This is a genomic window from Thermosediminibacter litoriperuensis (assembly GCF_008124715.1).
Taxonomy (GTDB): domain Bacteria; phylum Bacillota; class Thermosediminibacteria; order Thermosediminibacterales; family Thermosediminibacteraceae; genus Thermosediminibacter; species Thermosediminibacter litoriperuensis.
Window position 1 is genome coordinate 46,545 of sequence record NZ_VNHO01000012.1, and the last position, 26,453, is coordinate 72,997.

27 protein-coding genes are annotated in these 26,453 nt (G+C 44.4%); all 27 read left to right on the plus strand.

Features of this window, described 5'->3' with window-relative positions; genetic code table 11:
* Positions 1-52: 52 nt before the first annotated feature.
* Positions 53-502 carry a dUTP diphosphatase gene (gene dut, locus LZ11_RS06690; RefSeq protein ID WP_148867129.1) on the plus strand — a complete coding sequence of 150 codons (450 nt, stop codon included), beginning with the start codon at positions 53-55 and terminating at the stop codon, positions 500-502.
* A gap of 61 nt (positions 503-563) precedes the next feature.
* Positions 564-824, plus strand: coding sequence for a YlmC/YmxH family sporulation protein (locus tag LZ11_RS06695; RefSeq protein ID WP_148867130.1), 261 nt, complete (start codon positions 564-566; stop codon positions 822-824).
* Positions 825-870: 46 nt separating this feature from the next.
* The gene (locus LZ11_RS06700) at positions 871-2,538 is read left to right on the plus strand and encodes a ribonuclease J (RefSeq protein ID WP_148867131.1); all 1,668 of its coding nucleotides are present in this window, start codon (positions 871-873) and stop codon (positions 2,536-2,538) included.
* Between the two features lie 175 nt (positions 2,539-2,713).
* Positions 2,714-3,424, plus strand: coding sequence for a ClpP family protease (locus tag LZ11_RS06705; protein WP_148867155.1), 711 nt, complete (start codon positions 2,714-2,716; stop codon positions 3,422-3,424).
* 17 nt (positions 3,425-3,441) lie between these two features.
* On the plus strand, positions 3,442-3,657 hold the full coding sequence (locus LZ11_RS06710) for a YlzJ-like family protein (RefSeq protein WP_148867132.1): 216 nt from the start codon (positions 3,442-3,444) through the stop codon (positions 3,655-3,657).
* An 82-nt stretch (positions 3,658-3,739) separates the two neighbouring features.
* Positions 3,740-5,911, plus strand: coding sequence for an FtsK/SpoIIIE family DNA translocase (locus tag LZ11_RS06715; RefSeq protein WP_148867133.1), 2,172 nt, complete (start codon positions 3,740-3,742; stop codon positions 5,909-5,911).
* An 88-nt stretch (positions 5,912-5,999) separates the two neighbouring features.
* The gene (locus LZ11_RS06720) at positions 6,000-6,854 is read left to right on the plus strand and encodes a helix-turn-helix domain-containing protein (protein ID WP_148867134.1); all 855 of its coding nucleotides are present in this window, start codon (positions 6,000-6,002) and stop codon (positions 6,852-6,854) included.
* Positions 6,855-7,004: 150 nt separating this feature from the next.
* Entirely contained in the window at positions 7,005-8,327 is a 1,323-nt protein-coding gene (gene rimO, locus LZ11_RS06725; protein ID WP_148867135.1) for a 30S ribosomal protein S12 methylthiotransferase RimO, read from the plus strand.
* A 108-nt stretch (positions 8,328-8,435) separates the two neighbouring features.
* Positions 8,436-8,948, plus strand: coding sequence for a hypothetical protein (locus tag LZ11_RS06730; RefSeq protein ID WP_148867136.1), 513 nt, complete (start codon positions 8,436-8,438; stop codon positions 8,946-8,948).
* 18 nt (positions 8,949-8,966) lie between these two features.
* Positions 8,967-10,454 carry an AAA family ATPase gene (locus LZ11_RS06735; protein WP_148867137.1) on the plus strand — a complete coding sequence of 496 codons (1,488 nt, stop codon included), beginning with the start codon at positions 8,967-8,969 and terminating at the stop codon, positions 10,452-10,454.
* A gap of 52 nt (positions 10,455-10,506) precedes the next feature.
* Positions 10,507-11,748 carry a competence/damage-inducible protein A gene (locus LZ11_RS06740; RefSeq protein ID WP_148867138.1) on the plus strand — a complete coding sequence of 414 codons (1,242 nt, stop codon included), beginning with the start codon at positions 10,507-10,509 and terminating at the stop codon, positions 11,746-11,748.
* Positions 11,749-13,146 (plus strand): metallophosphoesterase family protein, encoded by a 1,398-nt coding sequence (locus LZ11_RS06745; protein ID WP_148867139.1) that lies wholly within the window; start codon positions 11,749-11,751, stop codon positions 13,144-13,146.
* Positions 13,139-13,693, plus strand: coding sequence for an RNA 2',3'-cyclic phosphodiesterase (thpR, locus tag LZ11_RS06750; protein WP_148867140.1), 555 nt, complete (start codon positions 13,139-13,141; stop codon positions 13,691-13,693). Before LZ11_RS06745 ends, thpR begins: the two co-directional genes overlap by 8 nt.
* A 58-nt stretch (positions 13,694-13,751) precedes the next feature.
* Positions 13,752-14,783, plus strand: coding sequence for a recombinase RecA (gene recA / locus LZ11_RS06755; RefSeq protein ID WP_148867141.1), 1,032 nt, complete (start codon positions 13,752-13,754; stop codon positions 14,781-14,783).
* A 1-nt stretch (position 14,784) separates the two neighbouring features.
* Positions 14,785-15,792, plus strand: a complete 1,008-nt coding sequence (locus LZ11_RS06760) for a metallophosphoesterase family protein (protein WP_148867142.1) — start codon at positions 14,785-14,787, stop codon at positions 15,790-15,792.
* Positions 15,793-17,244: an AAA family ATPase gene (locus tag LZ11_RS06765; RefSeq protein ID WP_148867143.1), complete on the plus strand. Its 1,452-nt coding sequence runs from the start codon at positions 15,793-15,795 to the stop codon at positions 17,242-17,244.
* 3 nt (positions 17,245-17,247) lie between these two features.
* Entirely contained in the window at positions 17,248-17,484 is a 237-nt protein-coding gene (locus tag LZ11_RS06770; protein ID WP_148867144.1) for a hypothetical protein, read from the plus strand.
* A 13-nt stretch (positions 17,485-17,497) separates the two neighbouring features.
* A complete protein-coding gene (locus LZ11_RS06775; RefSeq protein WP_148867145.1) occupies positions 17,498-18,172 on the plus strand; it encodes an AAA family ATPase in 675 nt (224 codons plus the stop codon).
* A gap of 319 nt (positions 18,173-18,491) precedes the next feature.
* Entirely contained in the window at positions 18,492-20,015 is a 1,524-nt protein-coding gene (rny, locus tag LZ11_RS06780) for a ribonuclease Y (protein WP_246110737.1), read from the plus strand.
* Between the two features lie 54 nt (positions 20,016-20,069).
* Positions 20,070-20,846: a TIGR00282 family metallophosphoesterase gene (locus LZ11_RS06785; RefSeq protein ID WP_148867147.1), complete on the plus strand. Its 777-nt coding sequence runs from the start codon at positions 20,070-20,072 to the stop codon at positions 20,844-20,846.
* An 84-nt stretch (positions 20,847-20,930) separates the two neighbouring features.
* Positions 20,931-21,191, plus strand: a complete 261-nt coding sequence (locus tag LZ11_RS06790) for a stage V sporulation protein S (RefSeq protein WP_013276004.1) — start codon at positions 20,931-20,933, stop codon at positions 21,189-21,191.
* 76 nt (positions 21,192-21,267) lie between these two features.
* Positions 21,268-22,077, plus strand: a complete 810-nt coding sequence (locus LZ11_RS06795) for a PHP domain-containing protein (protein ID WP_148867148.1) — start codon at positions 21,268-21,270, stop codon at positions 22,075-22,077.
* Between the two features lie 146 nt (positions 22,078-22,223).
* Positions 22,224-22,436 (plus strand): 4Fe-4S dicluster domain-containing protein, encoded by a 213-nt coding sequence (locus LZ11_RS06800; protein WP_148867149.1) that lies wholly within the window; start codon positions 22,224-22,226, stop codon positions 22,434-22,436.
* Entirely contained in the window at positions 22,426-23,574 is a 1,149-nt protein-coding gene (locus tag LZ11_RS06805; RefSeq protein WP_148867150.1) for a 2-oxoacid:acceptor oxidoreductase subunit alpha, read from the plus strand. The genes LZ11_RS06800 and LZ11_RS06805 overlap by 11 nt, the downstream gene beginning before the upstream one ends.
* Positions 23,567-24,385: a 2-oxoacid:ferredoxin oxidoreductase subunit beta gene (locus tag LZ11_RS06810; RefSeq protein ID WP_148867151.1), complete on the plus strand. Its 819-nt coding sequence runs from the start codon at positions 23,567-23,569 to the stop codon at positions 24,383-24,385. The genes LZ11_RS06805 and LZ11_RS06810 overlap by 8 nt, the downstream gene beginning before the upstream one ends.
* A 3-nt stretch (positions 24,386-24,388) precedes the next feature.
* The gene (locus LZ11_RS06815) at positions 24,389-24,925 is read left to right on the plus strand and encodes a 2-oxoacid:acceptor oxidoreductase family protein (RefSeq protein WP_148867156.1); all 537 of its coding nucleotides are present in this window, start codon (positions 24,389-24,391) and stop codon (positions 24,923-24,925) included.
* A gap of 80 nt (positions 24,926-25,005) precedes the next feature.
* Positions 25,006-26,253 (plus strand): Glu/Leu/Phe/Val family dehydrogenase, encoded by a 1,248-nt coding sequence (locus tag LZ11_RS06820; protein WP_148867152.1) that lies wholly within the window; start codon positions 25,006-25,008, stop codon positions 26,251-26,253.
* Positions 26,254-26,453 lie beyond the last annotated feature (200 nt).

Here is a 26,453-nt window from a genome sequence, read left to right on the forward strand (position 1 = left end):
ATAAAAATTGACCCAATTTAAGCTGCCCCTTAAAACCGAGAGGAGAATCGCATTGGAGAGTGTAAAAGTCAAAGTAAAGCGAGTTGAAGGCGCTGAAGACCTGCCTTTGCCCAGATATATGACACCTCTGGCGTCAGGTATGGACTTATCCGCGAATATCCAGCATGATTTAACCATAGAGCCGGGAAAATACGAAGTGATACCTACCGGCATCCAAATGGAAATCCCCCCGGGCTTTGAGGCTCAGATTCGCCCGAGAAGCGGGCTTGCGGCCAAATACGGGATAACTCTTTTAAACAGCCCGGGGACCATAGATGCCGATTACCGCGGGGAAATAAAGGTGGTTTTGATTAATCACGGCACCAAAAATTTTACTATAAAGCGAGGTGATAGAATAGCCCAGCTGGTTATAGCACCTGTTTTCAGAGCCGAACTGGTAGAAATCGATGTTTTGGAGGACACTACAAGAGGTAACGGAGGTTTCGGGCATACGGGCGTATAAATTAAAAATATGCATTTTCCATCAATACCTCCCATAATATTATTTATGGGGAGGTATTTAAATGAGACTTGGTGAATTGAGCGGCAAGGAGATCATTAATCTCAGTAAAGGCGTAAAACTGGGAATTCTGGGTTACTGTGACCTTCTTGTAGATGAAGCTACGGGTAAAATTGAGTACTTGCTGATACCAGGCAGGAGAAGCAGATTTTTGGCGTTCGGAGAAAAAAGTTACATCAGAGTATCGTGGGAGTCCATTAAAAAAATTGGACCGGATACAGTGATATTAAATATTGAAGAACACAATCTCGAGAGGGGAATATAATAATTACCGGAATAAAATTCGGAATAATGGTGGAGGTGTTTTTTTATTGTCCAAAAATGAGCAGAAGCTTTTAATCATACCTTTGGGTGGAATAGGCGAAATAGGCAAAAATATGACAGTTGTACAGTACGAAAAGGAAATACTGGTCATTGATGCAGGTCTCATGTTTCCGGAAGAAGAGATGCTTGGTATCGACATGGTGATACCGGATATCACGTACTTGGTGGAAAACAAGGATTTAATTAAAGGAATTATTATAACGCATGGTCACGAAGACCACATAGGCGCCCTTCCATACGTGCTGCAGCAAATAAATGTCCCTTTGTACGGCACCAGGCTCACAATGGGCCTTGTTGAGGGCAAATTGAAAGAGACCAAATTCAAAAAGAATATCGCCACTAATGTGATAAAACCGCCGGCATCGGTTAAAATAGGTACTTTCACCGTAGATTTTTTCAGGGTAAACCACAGCATTCCGGATTCCATAGGAGTTGCCATCCATACGCCATTAGGTACCGTCTGCCATACGGGAGATTTTAAGTTTGACCAGACTCCGGTGGACGGTAGAATCGCCGACTTACACAAGCTCGCCGAGCTCGGCACAAGGGGTGTACTCGTACTGCTATCCGACAGCACCAATGCTGAACGCCAAGGGTACACCATGTCCGAAAAGGTTGTGGGAAATACTATAGAGGAAATATTCAGCAGGGCAAAGGGCAGAATAATAGTTGCCACCTTCGCCTCAAACATTCACAGGATACAGCAGGTATTTGATGCCGCTTTTAAATTCGGTAGAAAGGTGGCTGTTGTAGGCCGCAGCATGGTCAATGTGGTCAACATTGCCCTGAATTTGGGATACCTTTCCATTCCAAAAGATCTGCTGATGGAGTTGGACGACATAAATAAGCTTTCGAAGGAAAAGGTCGTAATAATAACAACCGGCAGCCAGGGTGAACCCATGTCCGCCCTGACCCGAATGGCTATGTGCGAACACAAAAAGGTGGAGATAATTCCTGGAGATACTGTGCTCATAGCAGCGACTCCGATACCGGGTAACGAAAAATTTGTGGCGAGGACCATAGATCATCTGTTCAAACAGGGGGCCGAAGTGATATACGAGGCTATTTCAGGCGTCCACGTTTCGGGCCATGCCAGCCAGGAAGAACTGAAGCTAATGCTCAACCTGGTAAAACCGAAGTACTTTATTCCTGTCCACGGCGAATACAGGCATCTCATCCACCATGCCAACCTAGCAAAAGAGGTGGGCATACCCCAAGAAAACATCTTTATAGCCGAGAACGGAAGGGTCGTGGAGTTTACAAAGGATGCAGCCCGTATGGCTGGTAAAGTTACGGCCGGCAAGGTCCTGGTCGACGGCCTTGGGGTCGGCGATGTGGGCAATATAGTCTTGAGGGACAGGAAACAACTTGCTCAGGATGGGATTTTGATCGTGGTAGTAACCATAGACAAGGAAACAGCCGAAGTCGTCGCCGGGCCGGACATTATCTCAAGAGGTTTCGTGTATGTGAGGGAGTCGGAGGAACTTATGGAACAGTCCAGAGAGATTGTCAGACAAGCCTTGAGAAAATGCCAGGAAGAAGAAATCACCGAATGGTCAACAATAAAGTCTCAAGTCAGAGATACCTTAGGGAAATTCCTGTTCGAACAGACCCGCAGAAGACCAATGATTTTACCTATCATAATGGAAGTATGAGTAATACAAATGACGCTGAAAGAAGCGGAAAAACCCTGGAATGTAAAGTCCTATAAATTTTGTAGTGAAAGGTATGGCCAAAATTTGGTCATACCTTAATTGTATATTTTAGATAAAAATATACAATTATTATTATTGAACAACCTATTATACCCTGGAAGGATGAGATTAAATGATGATTTTTTCGAATATGTCCGAAGAGCCAATCGACAAAAATATCCCGGCTCCACCGATAGGAATGCTTCAACAATTAGGCCAACTGGAATTACCCAAAGCCGAGAGCAACATTCACTGCATAACTATCGTCGGCCAAATTGAAGGTCACATTATTTTGCCTCCCCAGAATAAGACCACCAAGTACGAACACATAATTCCGCAACTGGTGGCAATAGAGCAAAATCCTAAAATTGAAGGCCTCCTGATAATACTGAATACGATAGGGGGTGATGTTGAAGCCGGACTGGCTCTTGCGGAAATTATTGCCAGCATGACAAAACCTACGGTTTCACTGGTATTGGGAGGCGGTCACTCCATAGGAGTTCCAATAGCGGTCGCCAGTAATTACTCTTTTATCGCTGAAACGGCAACAATGACTATACACCCGATAAGGCTTACAGGACTCGTCGTAAGCGTGCCTCAAACCTTCGAATACCTCGATAAAATGCAGGACAGGGTTATAAAGTTCGTCGTGGAGCACTCGAAAATCGAGGAAGAAACCTTCAGGAGGCTGATGTTTAACACCGGCCAGCTGGCAAGGGATATAGGTACCGTGCTTGTCGGAGCCGACGCGGTCAGATACGGTCTCATAGACGAAGTGGGAGGTCTGGGGGCTGCGGTTAAGAAACTAGAGGAACTTATCAGGGCAAGAAAGAAAAATGTCCAGTGAATGGGTGGTATAAAACAATGATACTGTATACAGCACTTCCGCTGGAACTGGTTCTCGAAGGAATGGACAGAAAATACGAATTCAAAGAAATAGAGATTGACAACGTCAAACTCCTGGTGGAGCCGCTGGATGTAGACAAAGGAAGAATAATAAGTATATTTAGCACCGATCCTTTGGTGTACCTTAATCCTAAGTTATACCCTGGAAACATAATAAAGTTTGTTCCCCGTTAAATTAAAAGGCTTAAAAGCCTTTTTTTATTTAATAAAGGATTTTTGAAAAAAGTGGAGAATAAAATCATAGAGGTGTTTTGTCGTGAAAAATCCTCGGAAAAGCGTACACAGCGTACATAATGATATTCGATGGGAAATCTACGGCATTTTAATAATTTGCTCAGGCATACTGGGAATAATTTCATTATATACTGACACAGTGGGCACCCTCGGTCTATTGTTGAAAAAAAACTTTAAAGGGATGGCCGGCGCAGGGGCGCCGATGATACCCTCCCTCGTATTCGCATGGGGGCTATACTGCATATTACGTAAAAAGAGCCCCAACCTTACTCCCAGAATCTATGGAATATTTATGGTGATGGCTACTACATTAGTGGTTCTGCATATAAACCTCCACATTAAATTATCACATCTAAGCTTCCTTGACAGATTAAGAAAAAGCGCGGATTTGGGAGAAAAAGGAATTGGCGGCGGCTTTTTTGGAGAACTGGGGACATCGATACTTTACGGTTTATTCGGACCCATAGGAACCTATGTGCTGATAGGCGCTCTCCTTTGCATAGGCGTGATTCTTGCCACGAGTATCTCCATCTCCGGAATGATAAAGAGTATAGTGGACGTAAAAAGAGAAAGATCTGCGACGATAAAGCCTCAGATCGTAAACAATGCCGCTGCAACGGTGGTGGAAAAGGCAGATACAGAGGATGAAAAGGAACTTAAAGTAGAGGAGGAACCTTTAATTTCAGCTGCCTCCGATATCTCAGGAGCGGATGGGGATTCCAAAAAGGCAAAGACAGCAGAAAAGGCCGATATCGCCATCTGCGTCGACCAGCAGTTTAAAGATTCCGAGTACAGCTTACCTCCGGTGAGCCTTCTCCAAAAAAGCCCGTCTAAGCAGGGCAGCTTTAGCGAAAAAGAACTGCTGAACAACGCACAGATCCTCGAAAAAACTCTGGAGAGTTTCGGTATACAGGCAAGGGTGGTTCAGGTAAGCTGCGGACCTGCTATTACAAGATTTGAAGTACAGCCATCACCTGGGGTAAAGGTGAGCAGGATAGTAAGCCTGTCTGATGACATCGCCCTAAGCCTCGCCGTTCCTGACGTCCGCATCGAGGCCCCCATACCAGGTAAAGCTGCCATAGGTATAGAAGTACCTAACAGAGAAATCTCCAAGGTTTATTTCAGGGATGTCATAGAATCCCCGGAATTTAAAAACTCCCCTTCAAAGCTGACCATAGCTCTAGGAAAGGATATAGCCGGTAAACCCATAGTTGCTGACATGGCCGATATGCCTCACCTCTTAATAGCCGGCGCTACGGGGTCGGGTAAGAGCGTATGCATAAACGCCATTATAACAAGTATTTTATATAAAGCTTCTCCCCATGAGGTAAAATTCATGATGATAGACCCTAAGGTAGTCGAACTGACGACCTATAACGGCATACCTCACCTGTTGACACCCGTCGTGACAGACCCAAAAAAAGCAGCTGCTGCCCTTAACTGGATGGTATCGGAGATGGAAAGGCGGTATCAGCTTTTTGCCCAGGCCGGCGTGAGAGAAATAAACAGGTATAACGAGATCAGCCAAGAAAAACTCCCCAAAATTCTCGTCATAATCGATGAGCTGGCGGACCTCATGATGGTATCTCCGAGAGACGTGGAAGATAGCATATGCCGGTTGGCACAGATGGCCCGGGCTGCAGGAATTCACCTGATCGTGGCTACTCAAAGGCCTTCGGTGGACGTCATAACGGGTTTGATAAAGGCGAATATACCTTCCAGGATCTCCTTTGCGGTGTCGTCACAGGTGGACTCTAGGACTATACTCGACATGGCTGGAGCGGAAAAGCTCCTGGGAAAGGGTGATATGCTGTTTTTCCCCGTGGGTGCGGTCAAGCCCCTACGAATACAGGGAGCATTTTTGAGCGAAAAAGAAGTGGAAACTGTGGTAGAATTTATAAGAAGTCAGATGGAACCTTGCTACGAAAAAAATCTATCGGATTTTAAAGAGACCCAATCAGTTAAAAGCGATGACAACGTTGATGAACTGTTCAAAGAGGCGCTTTCAATCGTTTTAGAATCCGGCCAGGCTTCCGTATCTATGCTCCAGAGGAAGCTGCGAATCGGCTATGCGCGTGCGGCTCGACTTATAGATCAGATGGAAGAAAAGGGATTCATAGGAGGATTTGAAGGTACAAAACCTCGACAGATTTTAATAACAAGGGAACAATTTGAGAAGTATTTTAATGAATAAAAGTAAGCTATTAGTCGAAAAATATCTAAAAAATGTTAATTTTGCTATTACCTGGGAAATAATAAATTAACGAAGAAGGGGGGAAAGTATGGATCTTGAGGATGTAAAAGATTTTAAAGAACTCGGAGAATATTTAAAACGCATGCGCCTTTCAAAAAATATATCTCTGGAACAAATTCAGAAGGACACAAAGATTCGGATCAAGTACCTATCCGCAATAGAGAGCGGTAGTTTTGAATTAATCCCGGGAGGAGAAGTTTATATAAAGGGTTTTTTGAAAAATTATGCGGAAGCCGTGGGTTTGGATTCAAAAGCCATCCTGGAGCGGTACAAAGAAATAGTGGTTCCCACTCCTACTGAGGACGAATTTTCCGGGCAAATTCTAGAAGATGAAAGCCCCCGGCAACATTTATTTGAAGAGAAAAAGCCGGAATTTATTTTTAGACCCCGACTAAAAAATTTTAGCTTCATTTTGGCTGCGATTTTAATTCTGGCAGTCCTTATAGGAGTCGTGTCGTCATTTATAATCTCCACTCAAACACCTGTTGAACCTGCATCTCCCACACCTACAAACAGCGATACGACAGTGGAAACCGAACCGGTTCAGGCTCCTCCTGAAGAAAATAAAGAGAATACCAGCGTTATACACTTGGTCGAAGACGATGGCAGGAAGATTGTCTACACTGTGGAAGCGGATATTATAAACGTTAGATTTGAAGTGGAAAGGGATAGATGCTGGATACGGGTAAAAAAGGACGGTATCCTAGAATTCGAAGGTCATCTGGGCTCCGGGGAATCCAAGGTATGGGAAGCAAAGGACAGCCTAACCATCCGGGTGGGAAATCCACCGGTTGTCAGAGTAAACCTTAACGGTAAAGAAGTCAATCTAACGGCTAAAAACCCTACTAAAGCTAAAGATCTGGTAATAATGAGGAAACAATAATTTCCTCATTTTTTTATGCTTTACTTATCTTTTCAATCTGTTGTATACTATTATAGGTTTATATTATATTGAGAAAATTTCTGTTTATGGTCGGGCTGGTATTCTGCCATAAAAATCTCCAGTGAAATATGTGAAACAGGGAGGAAAAAGGTGAAAGCCAGAATAGGTCTCGTATCACTCGGATGCGATAAAAACCTTGTGGATTCTGAGTACCTGCTGGGAGCACTGTTGGAAAACGGCTATGTCATTACGGGCGACGCTAGTGAGGCAGATATTATCATAATAAATACCTGTTGTTTTATAAACTCGGCAAAACAAGAGTCCATAGAAACCATCCTTGAAATGGCCCAGTATAAAACAAATGGTAAATGTAAAATGTTGATAGCCACCGGCTGTCTGGCCCAGCGGTACGGAGATGACATTTTAAAAGAAATACCCGAATTGGATGCCGTTATCGGAACAGGCGATTTTCATAGACTGCCGGGATTAATTGAAAAGTTAAATGATTCAAGGTTAAAAATTACCGAAAACAGGAGCTTTATAAATTACGATATTAAAAAGCGGGTAAGAACCTCTAAATATTTTTCCTATGTCAAGATAGCCGAGGGCTGCAGCAACGGCTGTTCTTATTGTGCCATACCGCAGATAAGGGGGCCCTATAAGAGCAGACCCATAGAATCCATAAAAGAAGAAGTAGAGCTTCTCGTATCACAGGGAGTTAAAGAAATAAACATTATAGCCCAGGACACCACGAGTTACGGTATGGATATATTAGGCAGACCTTCGCTTCCGGACCTGCTGAAGGCCCTCGTGGACATCGAAGGCGAATTTTGGATTAGAATATTATACGCTTATCCTACACATATAGACGACGAGCTTCTGGAACTTATCTCATCGAGCACCAAAATAGCAAAATATCTTGATATTCCTTTACAGCATATAAACGACAGGATTTTAAGACTTATGAATAGACCCTTAAATTCCGAACAGATAAAGAAGTTGATCGAAAAGATAAGGCACTTTGTGCCCGATATAACCCTAAGGACCACTTTTATAGTGGGGTTTCCCACCGAGTCGGACCTAGATTTTCAAGAGCTCATCGATTTTGTAAAAACGTACCGTTTTGACCGTTTGGGAGCTTTCAAGTATTCCCGTGAAGAAGGCACGTACGCGGCTACGCTTAAACCCCAGGTGCCCGAAAAAGTTAAACAAAAGAGGTACAACCAGCTCATGGCGGTTCAACAAGTCATTTCAAAGATGAACAATGAAAAAATGCTGGGGTCCACAATAACTGTGCTCGCCGAAAGTTACGACCCGGAAAGAAAGGTGTTCATTGGCCGTTCACAAAAAGACGCCCCGGGTGTCGACGGTACCGTAATGTTCCGAGGCGAGGCATGCCGGCTAGGCCGGTTTTACAGGGTAAAAATTACTGAAGCTTTCGAGTACGACCTTACGGGAGAAGTTGTACCATAAGAAGGCATTTCCATAAAATGCCTTCTTTGTTTTTATGACATAGCGGGAGTGGTATGTTATAATAATCTTATGTAAACATATATTCGAATTATAACCGGGGTGAAATCGTTGTATATCGATAAAAATAAGTTGAGGTACACTATTGCGGCGTTTTTACTTTCGCTGTTAATATTGATGGGTGGACAACTGTTATTTTCTAAATTTGTAGCTTACAGGCCTCTATTGAAGACTTTTTCCCAGAAAGAATACGTAGATCAAGTAAATATTAAAAAAGAGACCGGCAGGGTTATTATCGAAATTTACTTGAAAGATGTGGACAACCTGCAGGAAACTTATGGGGATATTTACAACACCGCGTTCGGCTTGCTTAAGGGGCGGCCTTTCGCTATAAAAATTTTAAACAAGCCCGACGAATATCTAGAAAATATATATAATCAGGAAGTGCAGTTTATCGTCTACGAGGGAATTAAAACCGGTGAATTTTTCCAAATGAGATCACATCTCGATCAACTGGAAGCCAAATATAAAATTGACATCGCGGTTTTTCTTGATGATGAAAATCTCTACCTTAAAATAAAAAACGATCGGAGCGTTTTCTATAAAATTATAAAAAGGAGTTAGAATTGGGAGGGGAGAAACTTGTTTGTGGAAGTTGCGATAGGAATAGCTCTGGCGGTAACGGTCTTCCTGCTCATAAACGGTATAAACGTGCTGCCCCTGGCAGTTATAGGCCTACTTGCCTATGTGCTTCAAAATTATATTGATAAGTCCAGTATTATAAAAAATCCCTCCAGAGTAGCCACAGGCGGTAAATCAGTGACTTTTGAAGATATAGGAGGACAGGAAACCGCCAAAAACGAATTACTGGAAGCCCTGGACTTTATAAAAAACTATGATGAAGTCAGGCAAATGGGTATAAGGCCTCTTAAGGGTATTCTTCTCACCGGTGCTCCCGGTACAGGAAAAACATTATTGGCAAAGGCAGCTTCCAGTTATATCGATTCAGCCTTTATTTCAGCTTCTGGGAGCGAGTTTATAGAGATGTACGCGGGGGTCGGCGCCCAAAGGGTAAGGCAGTTATTCAAAACCGCAAGAGACCTAGCGAAAAAAAACTCTAAAAAACACTGCGTGATTTTCATCGACGAGATCGAAGTAATCGCCGGTGTCAGGGGTATAAACACCAGCCACATGGAGTACGACCAGACCCTGAATCAGCTTCTGGTGGAGATGGACGGCTTATCGGCTAAGGACGACGATGTAAACATTCTGGTGATCGGCGCCACTAACAGACCCGATATCCTGGACCCAGCTATTTTGAGACCCGGGAGATTCGACAGGATAGTTAAGGTGGACCTTCCTGATAAAGAAGGCAGATACCAGATTTTAAAGCTGCATACCAAAGATAAACCCCTGGCCGATGACGTGAATCTGGAACAGATAGCCAGAGAAACTTTCGGCTTTTCTGGTGCTCACCTGGAAAGCCTATGCAATGAAGCAGCAATCCTGGCTATGCGATCGGGGCAGAGGGTTATAAGTCAATGCCATTTTATGGAAGCCATCGACAAAGTCATAATGGGTGAAAAAATGAACAGGAAGCCCACAAAAAACGAGATGAGACGTATCGCCGTTCACGAATGCGGCCATGCCCTTATCAGCGAGTATTTTAAACCCAATTCCGTATCTACAATAACGGTTACATCCAGGGGAGAAGCCCTGGGTTACATGCGTCAGAAGCAGGAAGACGATATGTATCTTTATACAAAAAATCACCTAGAGGCACAGATTGCTATTGCCCTGGCTGGAGCCGCCGCAGAAGAAATAATGCTCGGCGACGGCAGCACTGGAGCCTCCGGGGATATAGATCACGCCGTCGAACTGGCAAAGGAAATTATATTCTCTGGAATGTCCGATATAGGTGTCGTTGATAGAGATTCTATCCCGTTGAAAGAACTTCATAAAGAAATTTCTAAAATAATCAGCACCCAGAAAGAGAAAGTAAAGGAAATTATAGAAAAACATAAAGGCGAACTGAACACCATCATCGACTACCTTATGGAAAACGAAAAGATCGACGGAGAAACCTTCAGAAGTTTTTTAAAGGATCTAAAAAATTTTAAGGCGGCGTAATTTTAAAAAAGGGTTATGGAGAAGAATGGAGAATCTTTTATAAGGTGATTTTATGAAAGCAGAAGTAATTTCCGTAGGCACCGAATTGTTATTGGGCCAGATAACCAATACCAACGCCCGGATAATTTCCCGGCAGCTGCAGGAAATCGGCGTTGACGTATACTATCATACCAGTGTGGGAGATAACAGCGAGCGGCTGCTGGAAGTATTTCACACAGCCTGGAACCGCTCCGAGGCCATTATATTGACTGGCGGCCTCGGCCCAACTCAGGATGACCTCACTAAAGAGACGATAGCCTCATACCTGAATCTCCGGCTGGTGTTGGATGAACCAAGCCTTGCGAGAATCAGAGAATATTTCGAAAAAAGAGACAGGGAAATGCCCGAAAACAATTTGAAACAGGCTCTGGTGCCGGAAGGGGCGATTGCAATTCCGAACGATAAGGGCACTGCTCCGGGTGTACTGCTGGAACGAGATGGGAGGATAGTCGTAATGCTCCCGGGTCCTCCCTTTGAGATGGAGCCCATGCTTAAGGCGTATGTAATCCCGTTCCTATCAAAAAAGTCTTCCGGCGTGATTTTTTCAAGGGTATTGAAATTTTACGGCATCGGCGAATCAATGCTGGAAGAAAGAATTAAGGATTTGATTGAAGGCCAGACAAACCCCACAATAGCTCCTCTGGCTAAAATGGGAGAGGTAACTCTAAGGATAACAGCAAAGGCTGGCAGCATAAAAGAAGCCATGGACATGATCGCTCCCGTAGAACTTAAAATAACCGAAAGAGTCGGCGAATATTTATACGCCTATGATGATGAAAAAGTGGAGGAAATAGTTGCAGGATTGTTGTTAAAACTGAATAAAACTATAGCTATTGCCGAATCCTGTACGGGCGGCCTTGTTTCCCACAAACTAACTGAGGTACCCGGGATCTCCAAGAGCCTTGACAGGGCCATAGTTTCATATAGCAACAGGGCCAAAGAAGAGCTTCTCTTCGTAAAGAGGGGAACTCTGGAAAAATACGGCGCTGTAAGCGAACAGACCGCCCTCGAAATGGCGGACGGTGTAAGAAGGTCCTCCCAAACCGATCTAGGCCTTTCGATAACCGGAATTGCGGGGCCGGAGGGCGGCACAGCGGCAAAGCCAATAGGGCTGGTTTACATCGCTTACTCCGACGCTTCAGGGTGCGCTGTAGAAAGACACCTATTTTCGGGTAACAGGTCCGAAATAAAGGAAAAGGCCGCCAATGCTGCCCTCCACCTCTTAAGAAAAAGTCTTTTAAAGTCGGGTGATTGAGTGAGATTCAGGAACGTGCTTACCCTGGTTGCAGTTTCAATAGCAGGGGCCTTGATTTTCGTGCACTTATTTTCAGCAGTAAGTGCAAGCCTCGGAGGAGTAGACTTGCTATTGAAACTGGAATTATATACCAGAGGTTTAACCTCTGTAGTCATCCCTCCGCTGGGAGTTGTCAATGCCCGAACTCATTCGGTACCCGTCAGGATAAGCATAGTTGTAAGAGAGATAAACCTGGACTACGTCAGATTTTTCTTAGACAATGCGGTTCAAAATAGAGCGGAATTGATGGAATTATTTAAAAGCGATTTAATAAAGGATTTTCGCCAATTAGCCTTGAAAGTAATTCTTATTGGCATGCTGGGCGGGGTGGTTTCAGGCGCAGTAATGAGATACGACCGAAGACGCATAGCGGTTTGCGCGCTCATAGGTCTTATGACTTCTGTATCGCTTATGGGTGCAGTTTTCACCACGTATAATACCAGTGCATTTAAAAATCCGGAGTATTCCGGCAATCTAAAAGCTGCCCCGTGGATAATCAGCCTGGCACACAACGGGCTTTCGAAACTAAATGAGTTGAACCACTATATGAGCATAATGTCCGACAATATTTCGACAGTGTTTTCCCGGATGGACGCTCTGAACCTGATGGATGACGAGGATGTTGTGAAGGTTTTACATGTCAGCGATATTCACAACAACCCCGCCGCTTATAATTTTTTGGAGCGGATAACGAAAAATTTCGACGTCGACCTTATAATTGACACCGGTGATATCACCGATTTCGGCACACCTTTTGAAGAACTTATTACCGAAAACCTGTCCAAAATGCCGGTAGAGTACCTTTTTATAGCCGGTAATCACGATTCACCCGGAATAATTGATTCGCTGCGCAAAATGCCCGGGGTCACTGTATTGGACGGAGAAATAGCAGAAGTAAAGGGGATAGAGGTGGTTGGTTGGGCCGATCCTTCTTCAAAGGGGAACGAGATAAATACGGCCGGTGATCGGGAGATACTCGAACTTAATTTAAGTATACGCCAGTGGCTTGCAAGAACTTCGGTTTCACCCGACATTATCGCCGTTCATAACCCCAAAGCCACCAATTCCCTCGCGGGTGCAGTGCCGATAATTTTAAACGGACACACCCATAGATCTTCTATCATAGAAGAAAAAGGGACCTTCATAATCAATGCCGGTTCCACAGGAGCCGCAGGTATAAGAGGGCTTCAATCGGAATCCGATATCCCGTACTCGGCCGCCCTGCTTTACCTGAAAAAGCCCGCAGGTACCGGTAATGCAAGGTTAATCGCCGTCGATGTAATCAAAGTCTCCAATTTGAAAAAGGGTTTTCAGGTTGAGAGGATGTTTTTCATAGGGGAGGAGCAAAAATTTGAATAACATCAGGTGTTTTATATCCATCGAACTCGATCCCGCCACTCGAAAATCCGTTTCCCAATTCGTTGATAAGCTCAGATTTTTAAAGGGCATAAAATGGGTTAGCGAGGAGAATTACCACATAACCCTCGCATTTATGGGAGAACTTCCGGTCGATAAGGTGCCTCTTGTCTGCGATGCATTAAACAGCATATCCGCCAAGCACCGCCCATTTATTCTCAACCTGCACGGGTCCGGTTTTTTCCCTAATACAAAAAATCCAAAAGTTTTCTGGATAGGAATTGAAAAGAGTAATGAACTTTACAGATTAAAAGAGGACATCGATAAGACCCTACGGGCTTCAAATATAGATTTTGACCCCAAACCCTTTTCTCCACACCTTACGATCGGAAGAATTAAGTCCAGCTTCGACACAAGTCTCATACCCCGGGAAGCGGATTTTTCTGCATCTTTTACAGTAAAAGAAGTGTATTTCATGAAAAGTCAGCTGTTTAAAGAGGGCCCCGTATATACCGAAATTTTAAGGGCCGAGCTGAAAGGTCTTATTTGACACCCTAAACCCGTTGTTGTATAATCAAGAAAGAACATATGTTTGGAGGGATTTCCCTATGATGGAAAAGCAAAAGGCTCTGGAGATGGCTTTAGCCCAGATCGAAAGGCAATTTGGGAAAGGGTCTATAATGAGACTGGGAGAAGCTCAATCCAAATTCAGCGTTGAGGTAATACCTACTGGAGCGCTTCCCCTGGATATAGCTCTGGGGGTGGGCGGAGTGCCGCGAGGAAGAATTATAGAGATATTCGGCCCCGAATCCTCTGGTAAAACTACGGTGGCTTTACATATCGTAGCAGAAGCCCAAAGGGCCGGCGGCACGGCGGCATTTATCGACGCGGAACACGCTCTGGATCCGGCCTATGCCCGCAAACTGGGAGTCGATACGGATAACCTTCTCATTTCCCAGCCGGATACCGGGGAGCAGGCCCTGGAAATAGCGGAAGCTCTGGTGAGGAGCGGAGCGGTGGACGTAATAGTCATAGATTCGGTTGCTGCGCTGGTACCCAAAGCAGAACTGGAAGGGGAGATGGGAGAGGCCCATGTAGGTCTCCAGGCCAGGTTGATGTCCCAGGCTTTGAGGAAACTAGCCGGTTCCATAAGCAAGTCCAAAACCGTTGCAATATTTATCAACCAGCTCAGGGAAAAAGTGGGAGTGATGTTTGGCAATCCCGAGACCACGCCTGGAGGGAGGGCGCTGAAATTTTACGCCTCGGTGCGCATGGAGGTCCGGAAGGTCAACGTAATTAAGGATGGTGATGCAGTGATAGGCAGCCGCGCTTCGGTAAAAGTGGTTAAAAATAAGGTGGCACCGCCGTTTAAAAGTGCCGAGTTTGACATTATGTACGGCGAAGGCATATCTAGAGAAGGCTGCGTCCTGGACTTCGCCACGGAAGCGGGCATCATACAAAAAAGCGGTGCATGGTATTCTTATGAAAAAGAACGTATAGGTCAGGGTCGTGAAAACGCCAAACAGTATTTAAGGGAGCACCCCGAAGTCCTGAAAGCCATCGAATTGAAGGTAAAAGAAAAATACAATCTTGTCAAGCCCGAAATGAAGAAAACAGAAGGTAGCGAAGAAGGGGCTTAAGATGCGTTTTTTGTTTCTCACTGATACCCATATAAGGGGAACCGTCCCACAAAACCGCAAGGATAATTTTTTCGAGACCCTTTACGAAAAAATGCGAGAAGTAATAGATATCGCCCGTGAAGAAGCCGTGGATGTGGTTCTTCACGGTGGAGATATATTCGACAGACCGGATGTATCTCCTTCTCTCGTCAGAGAATTTGTGGTTTTAATAAGAGATTTAAAGGTTCCCGTTTACGCCGTTGCCGGCAACCATGACATCTATGGTCAAAATCCGGCTACCATAAACCGCACCATGCTCGGAGTTCTGGATTCCATAGGGATCGTGAAACTAATAAATCCGGGTGAAAAAATATTCTTTGCCGACAAAGGGGTCAAAATTCAGCTAACCGGCCAGCATTATTATTACGGCGTAGATAAAGAAGGTAAAGAGGACGGTTACTGCATAAAAAAAGATCCCGGTGTTAATTTCGCCGTACACTTGGTTCACGGAATGCTCCTTGACAAGCCGTTTTTCACCGGAGTTTCTTACACCCTGATCGAAGACGTTCTAAAAACCGAGGCCGATATAACCCTTAGCGGCCATTATCACGCAGGATTTGGTATTATAAATATCCAAGACAAGTACTTTGTCAATCCGGGGAGTCTTTTGCGAATAGACAGCAGCCTGTCAGAACTCACGAGAATACCGGGGGTAGTCTTATTCGACATAACAAAAGAGGGAATCAAAATACAAAAAAGAGCTCTAAAATGTGCTCGTCCAGGGCAGGAGGTCTTTGACAGGCAGAAACTAGAGGCGGACTCTTTCAGAGAGCAAAAACTGGCCGAATTTATACAGGGCGTAAACGCCGCTGGAGAATACAATTTTACAAACATATTTAACATAATCGACCAACTCGCAAAAAAACAGAACCTGAGTACTGAGGTGGTTGAAGAGGCGCTGAGAAGGATAGGACAAGTGCAGGAAACGCTTTCAAAAAAAGACGGTGAAGACCTGCTCGAGGTGAGCTAATTGGGCTACATAAAAAAAATCAAGCTTATAAACTTTCAATCCCATAAAGATACTGAAATAACCTTCGACGAAGGTTTAACGGTGATACTAGGGCCTACCGATCAGGGTAAAAGCGCCATAATCAGGGCATTGAAATGGGTTTTATACAATGAGCCACGCGGTACCGATTTCATCTCGGTAGGCAGCAATTTCTGCCGCGTGTCAGTGGAGATGGACGACGGTACGGTGATAATAAGAGAAAGAGGGAACAACCGGAACCGGTACATACTGATAAAAGACGGGAAGGAACAAATATTTGAAGGTTTCGGGAATACCGTGCCCCTTGAGATCGTTAGAGCACATGGAATACCAAAAATATACTTGGATAAAGATTCCAATTGCGCGGTCAACCTGTCGGAGCAACTGGAAGGACCTTTTTTAATATCGGAAAACGCCGGTATCAGGGCAAAGGTCCTGGGGAGACTCATAGGCATTCACATTATCGACGCGGCTCAAAGGTCGACCATCAGGGATCTCGCTGATGCCGAGCAGCGCAACAAGGCGCTTGCAATAGAACTGGAAGAAATAAAAACCAAATTGAAAGAATACGAGGACCTACCCCTCGTCGAGAAAAAAATAAACTCGCTCCAAAAAATCCTTGGAACTTTAAAGGAAAAAAAACATTTGTATAAAAAATTGACCGGCATAAGGGAACTGCTCATGTCCAGTGATAATGAAATAAAGGCCATCAAAGAAACTTTAAAGAAATTGGAATCCGTTTCGGACGCCGAAGGCGCCCTGGAGAAAATCGAGTATGCCATAAAAGTAAAAATTCACCTTGTCGATTGCAGAACGAGATTGCAAAGCGTTGAAAGAGAAATGAAAAAAGAAAAAAAGAACATAGAAAAAACCGCCAACTTAGAAGAGGCGGTCCTTTGCTACCAGCGAGCCTCCGCTTTATTCGGCGACCTCGTAAAATTGAAACTTTGGAGGGAAAAACTGGTAGAAGTGGATGCCGAAATATCAGCGAATAAAAAAGTCTTTACAGAAACCAAAGACGTACCTCAAGCCGTTACGCTGATTTCCGCGCTGGAAGTACTTAACACGAAACTCGCGGAATTGAATAGAATCAAAGACAGGGAAAACAGAGTAAAGTCCCAGATCAACCTAATCAACCGCGAGCTACAAAGATATAAATACATAGGGGAGGTTGATTCTTCCCTCAACGAAATAACGCACCTGCATTCGAGACTGTCTTCTCTCAAATCGCTTAAGCAATCTTTAAAAGACGTAGAGTCCCTTATATCCAGGGGCCAAACTTATTTAGATCAGAATTATAAAGAGTTAGTTTTTTTTGCATCAAGTTATGCGGTCCTTTTGAGGAGACTCTCGAAATGCCCTACATGCATGAATCCCATCGACGATTCCAGAGCTGAAAAAATAGCAGCGGAAATATTGAAGAGTGGGGGATGATTTATGGACGCTGAGAAAGAGATACAGGAACTGAAGATGAAGATAGATAAGGCTAAGGCGATGAGGTATAAGGCTGAAGCCCGGCTTGAAGAACTCCAGAAACAAAGACAGCAACTTCTCGACGAGCTCGATAAACTAAACGTAAAGCCGGAAAACCTGGATACGGAAATAGAAAATCTTACCAGAGAAATAAATTCGCTCATCGAGAAAGCCAGGAAGCTCCTCCCCGAAGAATTATAGGGGTGACGAAAATATGCAAGAATTTGAGGAAACGATAGAAAAGCTCGATAGAAAAACCCACGAACTCATCCTGGATTATACTGCGAGAAAAAGCATTAGGGATAAGTTAGAAGAAGATAAGATGAACAAAATTAGACAATTAGAAGAATTAAAAAGAGAAATAGATATTTTGGAACAGGTGCGAATATTGCTTCAGAAGACCTCCGAGTACGCCCGCGAACAGGCGAAGCAGCAGATAGAAATGTTAGTAACCCGATGCCTACAGTTTATATTTGGAGAAAATATCGAATTTAAGATCGAGCTCAGCGAGGTACGGGGAAGACCTGAGGCTGAGTTTTACGTTGTTTCGTCGTACGGCGACACCAGAATAACCACAAAACCTCAGGATGCCAGGGGCGGCGGTATCGTTGACGTTATCTCCCTGGCCTTGAGAATAGCTGTAATACAGTGCAGCAATACCTATATAAACGGGCCGATTATCCTTGACGAACCGGCAAAACACGTCAGTAGCGAGTACATTTCAAACGTAGCCCATTTTTTAAAACAAGTCAGTGAAGTATTCAGAAGGCAGATAATCATGGTCACCCACAACCAGTTTTTAAGCGAAATTGCGGATCTAGCATACCGGGTGGAGTTAAAAGACGGTAAGAGCGTTGTTACTATCTGTAATTCCAATATCAGCCTGTAATGTGCAACAGTTTCGTTCAATAGTTTTTTATTTCCGGGCAAGTTAGCAATGCCTTTTTTGCCTTAAAAAAGTAGTGTGAACGAAACTCTGGCTGATCTACAATACAGGTATCAGTTCGCTTGACAGGGGTATCAAAAAAGTATAAAATAAAAAACAGGAAGCTTTATACATTGCAGTGGCTTTAGGAGGTTTGGGGGCGCGAAATAAATTAAATTAGAGTATTACTCTATTTTAAGAACCGAGTTCCCCTCGGTTTTTTGTTTTATCTTTTCCCTTTTGCACTAGATTTAAAAGGAGGTGAGCAGGTATTACTAATACAGTGATATATACAGCAGTCGCTGGATTAATAGCTTTTATCATTGGCTACTTTATAAGAAAATACATTGCCGAAGCCAAAATAATCTCAGCTGAAGAAGCAGCTAAAAAGATATTAAAAGAAGCAGAAGACAAGGCTGAGTCCATAAAAAGAGAGGCACTGGTAGAAGCTAAAGAAGAAATCTTAAAGCTAAAAAACGATTTCGAAAAGGATCTCAAGGAAAGAAGAAACGAGTTCCAGCGGTCGGAGCGGAGGTTGGTTCAGAAAGAAGAAGCTCTGGACAGAAAAGCCGAGATGCTTGAAAAAAAAGAAGACTCTATAGCCAAAAAAGAAATCGAAATCAACAAACTTTACGAGAAGATCAACGAGCTATACAAGAAACAGCTGAGTGAACTTGAACGAATCTCCGGAATGACTTCCGATGAAGCTAAAGAATTCTTGCTCAACAAAGTTAAAGAAGAAATACGCCACGAAGCGGCAATGATGATTAAGGAGATAGAAACACAGGCAAAGGAGGAAGCTCAGAAAAAAGCTAGAGAGATAATATCTTATGCCATCCAAAAGTGCGCCGCCGATTACGTGGCGGAAACCACCGTGTCGGTTGTAACTCTACCCAACGATGAGATGAAGGGCAGAATCATAGGCAGGGAAGGGAGAAATATAAGGGCTCTCGAAACATTAACGGGTGTAGATCTGATAATCGATGATACTCCTGAAGCCGTCATTCTTTCCGCCTTCGACCCCATCAAACGCCAAATAGCAAAACTAGCTCTCGAGAAACTAATTATAGACGGCAGAATCCATCCGGCGAGAATCGAAGAAATGGTAGAGAAAGCTCAGAAGGAGATTGAAAACATCATACGGGAAGAGGGAGAAAAAGCTACCTTCGATACGGGCATTCACGGCCTCCACAGCGATCTCATCCGTTACCTGGGTAAACTTAAATTCAGGACCAGTTACGGCCAAAACGTGCTGCAGCATTCCATAGAAGTTGCTCACTTGGCGGCAGCCATGGCGGCAGAACTCGGAGTAGATGTGCAGATCACCAAAAGGGCTGGTTTGCTACACGATATAGGCAAGAGTGTCGATCAGGATATAGAAGGCCCTCATGCGCTGATAGGTGCGGAGCTTGCTAAAAAATACGGTGAGTCTCCAGAAGTGGTGAATGCTATAGCGGCTCACCACAACGATCTAGAACCGACGACAATTGAAGCCATATTGGTGCAGGCGGCTGACGCTATTTCGGCGGCCAGACCCGGAGCTCGCAGAGAGACCTTGGAGGCTTATATCAAGAGGTTAGAAAAACTCGAAGAAATCGCCAATTCATTTAAGGGTGTTGAAAAAGCCTACGCCATTCAGGCAGGTCGCGAAGTACGGATAATGGTGAAACCCGAAGAAGTGGACGATCTGGGAGCCATAGAGCTCGCGAGAAACATCGCAAAAAAAGTTGAAGAAGAACTTGAATATCCAGGCCAGATTAAGGTTAACGTAATAAGAGAAACCAGAGCCACTGAATACGCAAAATAAAAGTGCGCAGCCTTTGCGCACTTTTTTTGCAAAATGTAAAAGGAGTTGAAAACATTGAACATAATGTTGATAGGAGACATAGTAGGAAGACCCGGCAGGAGTATTATTAGAGAGACGCTTCCTGATCTTAAAAAATCATACAATGTAGATTTCGTCATAGCTAACGCCGAAAATGCCGCCGGAGGTAACGGCATCACAAAGAAAATCGCGGAGGAACTTTTCACATACGGAATAGATTTTCTCACGATGGGGAATCACGTCTGGGATAATAAAGAAGTATTCGACTTCATAGAAGAAGAATTGAGAATGGTGCGACCGGCCAACTACCCGCCGGGAACGCCCGGAAGGGGTTCGCGGGTCGTGGATCTGGACGGAGCTTTAAAAATCGGAATACTTAATATTTCAGGAAGGGTATTCATGTCAAACCTCGACTGTCCTTTCCGTACCGCTGACAGGGAGCTGGAAAAGCTCAAAAAAGTCACAAATATTATTGTAGTAGATTTTCACGCGGAAGCCACATCGGAAAAGCAGGCCATTGGGTGGTACCTTGACGGCAGAGTATCCCTGGTTGCCGGCACCCATACCCATGTACAGACCGCCGACGAGAGAATACTGCCTGGTGGAACGGCTTATATAACCGATGTGGGCATGACCGGAGCTTACGATGGGATACTCGGAATTGAACGTGAACCCGTAATAAGAAAATTCCTAACACAAATGCCCAGCAAGTTCGAAGTGGCCAAAGGCGTTTCCCAGCTCAACGCCATTGTGGTTGAGATCGACAAAACGTCAGGTCTTGCGCGAAAAATCCAAAGGATAAATATAAAATAATTAAAAGTGTTTCCAAAATAACAGGAATTTACCAAAACACATAGAATAATTTAATAAGCAAATGATATAAGGGGGAATTCACAGATGGAAGTATTAAAAGTATCGGCCAAGTCCAACCCTAATGCAGTAGCTGGAGCCTTAGCCGGTGTAATAAGAGAAAAAGGAGGAGCTGAGATTCAAATAATCGGAGCCGGAGCTTTGAACCAGGCCGTAAAAGCAATAGCCATTGCCAGAGGGTATGTGGCTCCTAGCGGAATCGATTTGATATGCATTCCGGCATTTACGGATATCGAAATAGATGGCCAGCAGAGGACGGCCATTAAACTTATCGTAGAGCCCCGTTAATATACCAAAATGATGTTTTTAGCATTTTAGCCTGTTTATTTTATAAACAGGCTTTTTAGATATTGGAGGCAAAGAAATGAAAGTCGATCTTCACCTGCATACCACCTTTTCCGACGGTACCCTTACACCGGAACAGGTGGTGGACAAAGCATACTCCTTAAATTTGAGAGCAATTGCCATAACCGATCATGACACCGTGGACGGAATAGTTCCAGCCATGGAGAGGGCAAAAAAATATCCGCTGCTTGAAGTGGTTCCAGGGATCGAGATAAACACCTATTACATCGAAGAAGAAGTCCACGTTCTGGGATATTACATCGACTATCGGGGAAATACCCTGAAGTCGACATTAGACGCCCTGCAGAAAGAACGCATCGAGCGGATTAAAAAAATAATTGAAAAACTCCGGGAACTGGGAATCGAAATAACCTTTGAAGAAGTAGAAGCAAAAGCGTCGGGATCATCGATCGGCAGACCCCACGTGGCCAGGACGCTTATTGATAAAAAAATTGTCTCCTCGGTAGATGAAGCCTTTGCCCTCTACCTTGACCAGGGAAAACCGGCCTACGTGCCCAGACAAAAACTTACGCCGTATTCTGCTGTGGATTTAATAAAAAAATGCGGAGGAATAGCGGTTATAGCTCATCCAGGGATGCTGAAAAACCAGGATATAGTTAAATCCCTGATAAATTACGGCATCCAGGGAATTGAAGTTTACCACAAAGAGCACGACGACGAAAGGGTAAAATACTATAAAAATATTGCAATGAAATACGGGCTGCTGATGACCGGAGGTTCCGATTGTCACGGAGCTCCTCTGCTCATGGGAAGCCAACCGGTTCCCTATGAATATTTCATCGGGCTAAAGCGATTCAAAAAAATATAAAATCCTTGTACTCGATTGTATACAAAAAACCAATTCTTTTTGTATATTTATTTTTTTTCTCAATATACAGAAGGATATTTCCCTGAAAAATAGAATACATTATACATGTTAAAATATGTCGTACCGATTAGAATTGAGGTGATACGGTGTCGGAAAAAAATTTTGAGATTAAGATCAACGAAAAAGCCTGCAAGCGGTGCGGAATTTGTATTGCTTTTTGCCCCAAAAAAGTGTTTTCGTCGGAAAACGACAAACCTGTTGTGGTCAATCCCGACGCTTGTACAAAATGCAAGTTATGCGAGATCAGGTGCCCGGATTTTGCCATAGTGGTTGGAGGAGATGATGACGATGACAAGTAAGCCTAGATTGATGCAGGGCAACGAAGCCTGCGTTGAAGGTGCCATAGCTGCAGGCATGAGATTCTATGCCGGATATCCCATAACCCCATCGACGGAAATAGCGGAAATCGCTGCCGAAAGATTGCCGAAAGTAGGCGGTAAATTTATTCAGATGGAAGACGAAATAGCCAGTATGGGTGCCGTGATAGGTGCCTCTCTTGCCGGCCTTAAAGCAATGACCGCCACCAGCGGACCCGGATTCTCTTTGAAACAGGAAAACATAGGTTTTGCCTGTCTGACCGAGGTGCCGTGTGTAGTTGTCGACGTTCAAAGGGGGGGACCAAGCACCGGGCAACCTACATTGCCGGCTCAGGGAGATGTGATGCAGGCTCGGTGGGGAACCCACGGCGACCATCCGATAATAACGCTGTCACCTTCTTACGTGAGGGAAGTTTTCGACATGACGATAAGGGCTTTCAACCTTTCGGAAAAATACAGGGTCCCCTGCATCCTGCTGATGGATGAGGTAGTGGGGCACCTACGCGAAAGAGTAGAACTGCCTGATCCGGCTTCTATAAAAATAATTAACAGGAAAAGACCTGATCTTTCCAAAATAGAGTATTACAATCCATATCAGGACTATGACGGTGACGGCATACCTCCCATGGTAAATTTCGGTGAAGGTGTTCCTTATCACGTTACAGGCCTAATTCACGATATAACCGGTTTCCCTTCGACGAAGCCTGAAGTGACAGAATATTTGATATCTAGACTTATGAGGAAAATCAATGACAACCTGGACGAGATAATCGACTATGAAAAATTTTATACGGAAGATTCTGAGACAGTAGTGGTTTCTTTCGGCTCCACAGCCCGTTCTGTAATAAGAGCCGTTAAGATATTGAGAAGAGAAGGACAAAAAGTCGGCATGTTACGCCTGAAAACCATCTGGCCTTTTCCGCATAAAGCGATACAGGAGCTGCCACCGACAACGAAAAATATCATCGTAGCCGAGATGAATTTTGGGCAGTTGATAGAAGTAGTAGGGGCGTCTGCAAAGGGTAGATTTAACGTAATCGGATTGAATAAATATAACGGAGAACTGATAAGCCCCGATGAGGTCATAGCAAAAGTCCGGGAGGTAAACAAGAATGCGTAAAAGTCTCGAAAAATATTATCGTATTGACAAATTACCCCATATCTGGTGCCCCGGGTGCGGTCACGGGATAATCACAGGTGCGGTGGTCAGAGCCATTGATAACTTAAAGTTAGATAAGGACAAAATATGTATCGTATCCGGAATAGGCTGTTCTTCCCGCGCACCGGGATATCTAAACTTCAATACCCTTCATACAACCCATGGAAGGGCTCTGGCTTTCGCAACTGGCATAAAACTTGCAAGACCGGATCTAAAGGTAATTGTTTTAACTGGTGACGGAGATTGTACAGCCATAGGAGGCAATCATTTCATACATGCCTGCAGGAGAAACATAGACATAACAACTGTCGTTTTCAATAACAGTATCTATGGAATGACGAGCGGCCAGTATTCTCCCATGACTCCTCTGGGAGCTTATGCTACCACCGCACCTTATGGAAATATAGATCGTAATTTCGACCTGTGCAAATTGGCCCAGGCTTCTGGAGCCACCTACGTAGCAAGAGGAACGGTATATCATGTACCTCAGCTGATCAAAATTATCGAAAAAGCATTACAGCACAAGGGATTTTCTGTTGTGGAAACGTTAAGCATCTGTCCGACTTACTTCGGACGTAAAAATAAGCTGGGATCCCCCGTTAAAATGATGGAAATGTTGAGAGACAATTCTATTACCGTTAAGGCAGCTGAAAAAATGCCGAGGGAAGAAATGGTCAATAAGATCGTAATTGGTGAATTTTTCGAAGAAAATGCCCCGGAATATACCGAGGAGTATATGAAAATAATTCAAAGGGCTCAAGGGGAGGAATAGATGATGGAGGAGCGCGTGGAAATAAGACTTAGCGGCTCCGGAGGACAGGGCCTCATTCTCGCCGGTATCATACTTGCGGAAGCGGCCATTCTCGACGGGAAGAATGCGGTGCAATCTCAATCCTACGGGCCTGAAGCCCGAGGTGGTGCCAGCAGGGCGGAAGTGGTTATCAGCAACGATGAAATTGATTACCCAAAGGTAACAAAGCCTCAAGTTATCCTGGCATTGACCAATGAGGCTCTAAATAAATTTAAAGACAACCTGGCTCCTGACGGCATAATCATAATAGATTCGTCAGTGAAAAAGGCAGATACTCCTTATAAAATAGTCCAGCTTCCGATCATTGAAACCGCTCGGGATAGAATAGGTAGGAGCATGGTCGCTAATATAGTGGCTGTAGGTGTTATTACTGCCCTAACAAAGGTGGTGTCCCGAGAAGCGGTGGAAAGGGCGATTCTGAAAAGGGTGCCTAAGGGGACAGAAGAGTTAAACAAAAAAGCCCTTTACGCTGGATATGAATTAGTGAACCAATTGACCTAAATATCCTGAACTAGGGGGGATGCGGGTTTTAAAAAATCTCCTGTAAACTTGTAATAAACAAAATGGGGGGAGTTTTCAAAATGGCTGAAACCTTGAATCCATTTGAAATCGTCCAGAAACAGATTAAAGTTGCCTGCGACAAACTGGGACTTGAAGACTCGGCCTACGAAGTGCTCAAGGAACCCGAAAAGGTACTCGCGGTTTCGATTCCGGTAAAAATGGACGATGGCACTATAAAAACTTTCATTGGATACCGCTCTCAGCACAGCACTGTTCTAGGACCTGCCAAAGGCGGTGTAAGGTTCCATCCGGACGTTACCATGGACGAAGTAAAAGCCCTTTCAGCCTGGATGACGTTCAAATGCGCCGTTGTGGGTATTCCCTATGGCGGTGGTAAAGGCGGAGTACGATGCAACCCCAAGGAATTATCAAAAGGTGAACTTGAAAGATTGAGCCGCGGTTATTTCCGCGCGATAAGCCCCATCATAGGTCCTGAAAAAGATATACCCGCGCCTGACGTGTATACCAACGCTCAGGTTATGGCCTGGTTTATGGACGAATTCAGCCAGCTTAAGGGGTACAATACTCCGGGAGTTGTCACCGGTAAACCCATCATTCTTGGCGGTTCTCTAGGCCGGAACGAAGCTACAGCAAGGGGAGTTATGTTTACAATCCGCGAAGCTGCAAGAAAGATAAGCCTGGACCTGAAGAAAGCAACGGTAGCCATTCAGGGATACGGCAATGCCGGTAGTGTAGCGGCAAGGCTGCTGTCCGAACTGGGCTGCAAGATCGTTGCAGTAAATGACTCCCAGGGCGGAGCCTACAATCCCGAAGGCCTGGACCCCATAGCTGTACTAGAATACAAGAAGAAAAACAAAACCGTTAAAGGCTTCCCGGGCAGCAAAGATATTACGGGCGAAGAGCTGCTGGAACTTGAAGTGGACATACTGGTGCCTGCAGCTCTGGAGAACGTGATTACCAGCCGGAACGCCGCCAACATAAAAGCAAAGATCGTGGGAGAAGCGGCTAACGGACCGACGACCCCCGAAGCTGATGATATCCTGTATAAGAAGGGTATCCTGGTAATACCCGACATCCTCTGCAACGCCGGTGGCGTGACGGTCTCCTATTTCGAATGGGTCCAGAACTTGATGAATTTCTATTGGACCGAAGAAGAGGTCAACAGCAGACTCGAACATATAATGGTAAAGGCTTTCAACGAAGTCTACAGCATACATAAAGAGTACGGCGTAAACATGAGAGAAGCCGCATATATGTCAGCTATCAGGAGAATCGCTGAAGCCCTGAAAGTCAGAGGCAGGATATAAAGTTTAAAATCCCTCCCCACTGCGGGGAGGGATTTTAAAAAGGATTTTTCCGGTTGATATAGAAATAATTTATATTGAAAAGTATAAACTTGGGAGGGCTTTTGATGTTTGACAAGGAATCCCTCAAAAAACTGGAACAGGAAAAGACGAGATGGGAAAGCACAACAGTAGAAAAAGTCATAAAAAAGACCCCTGAGAGG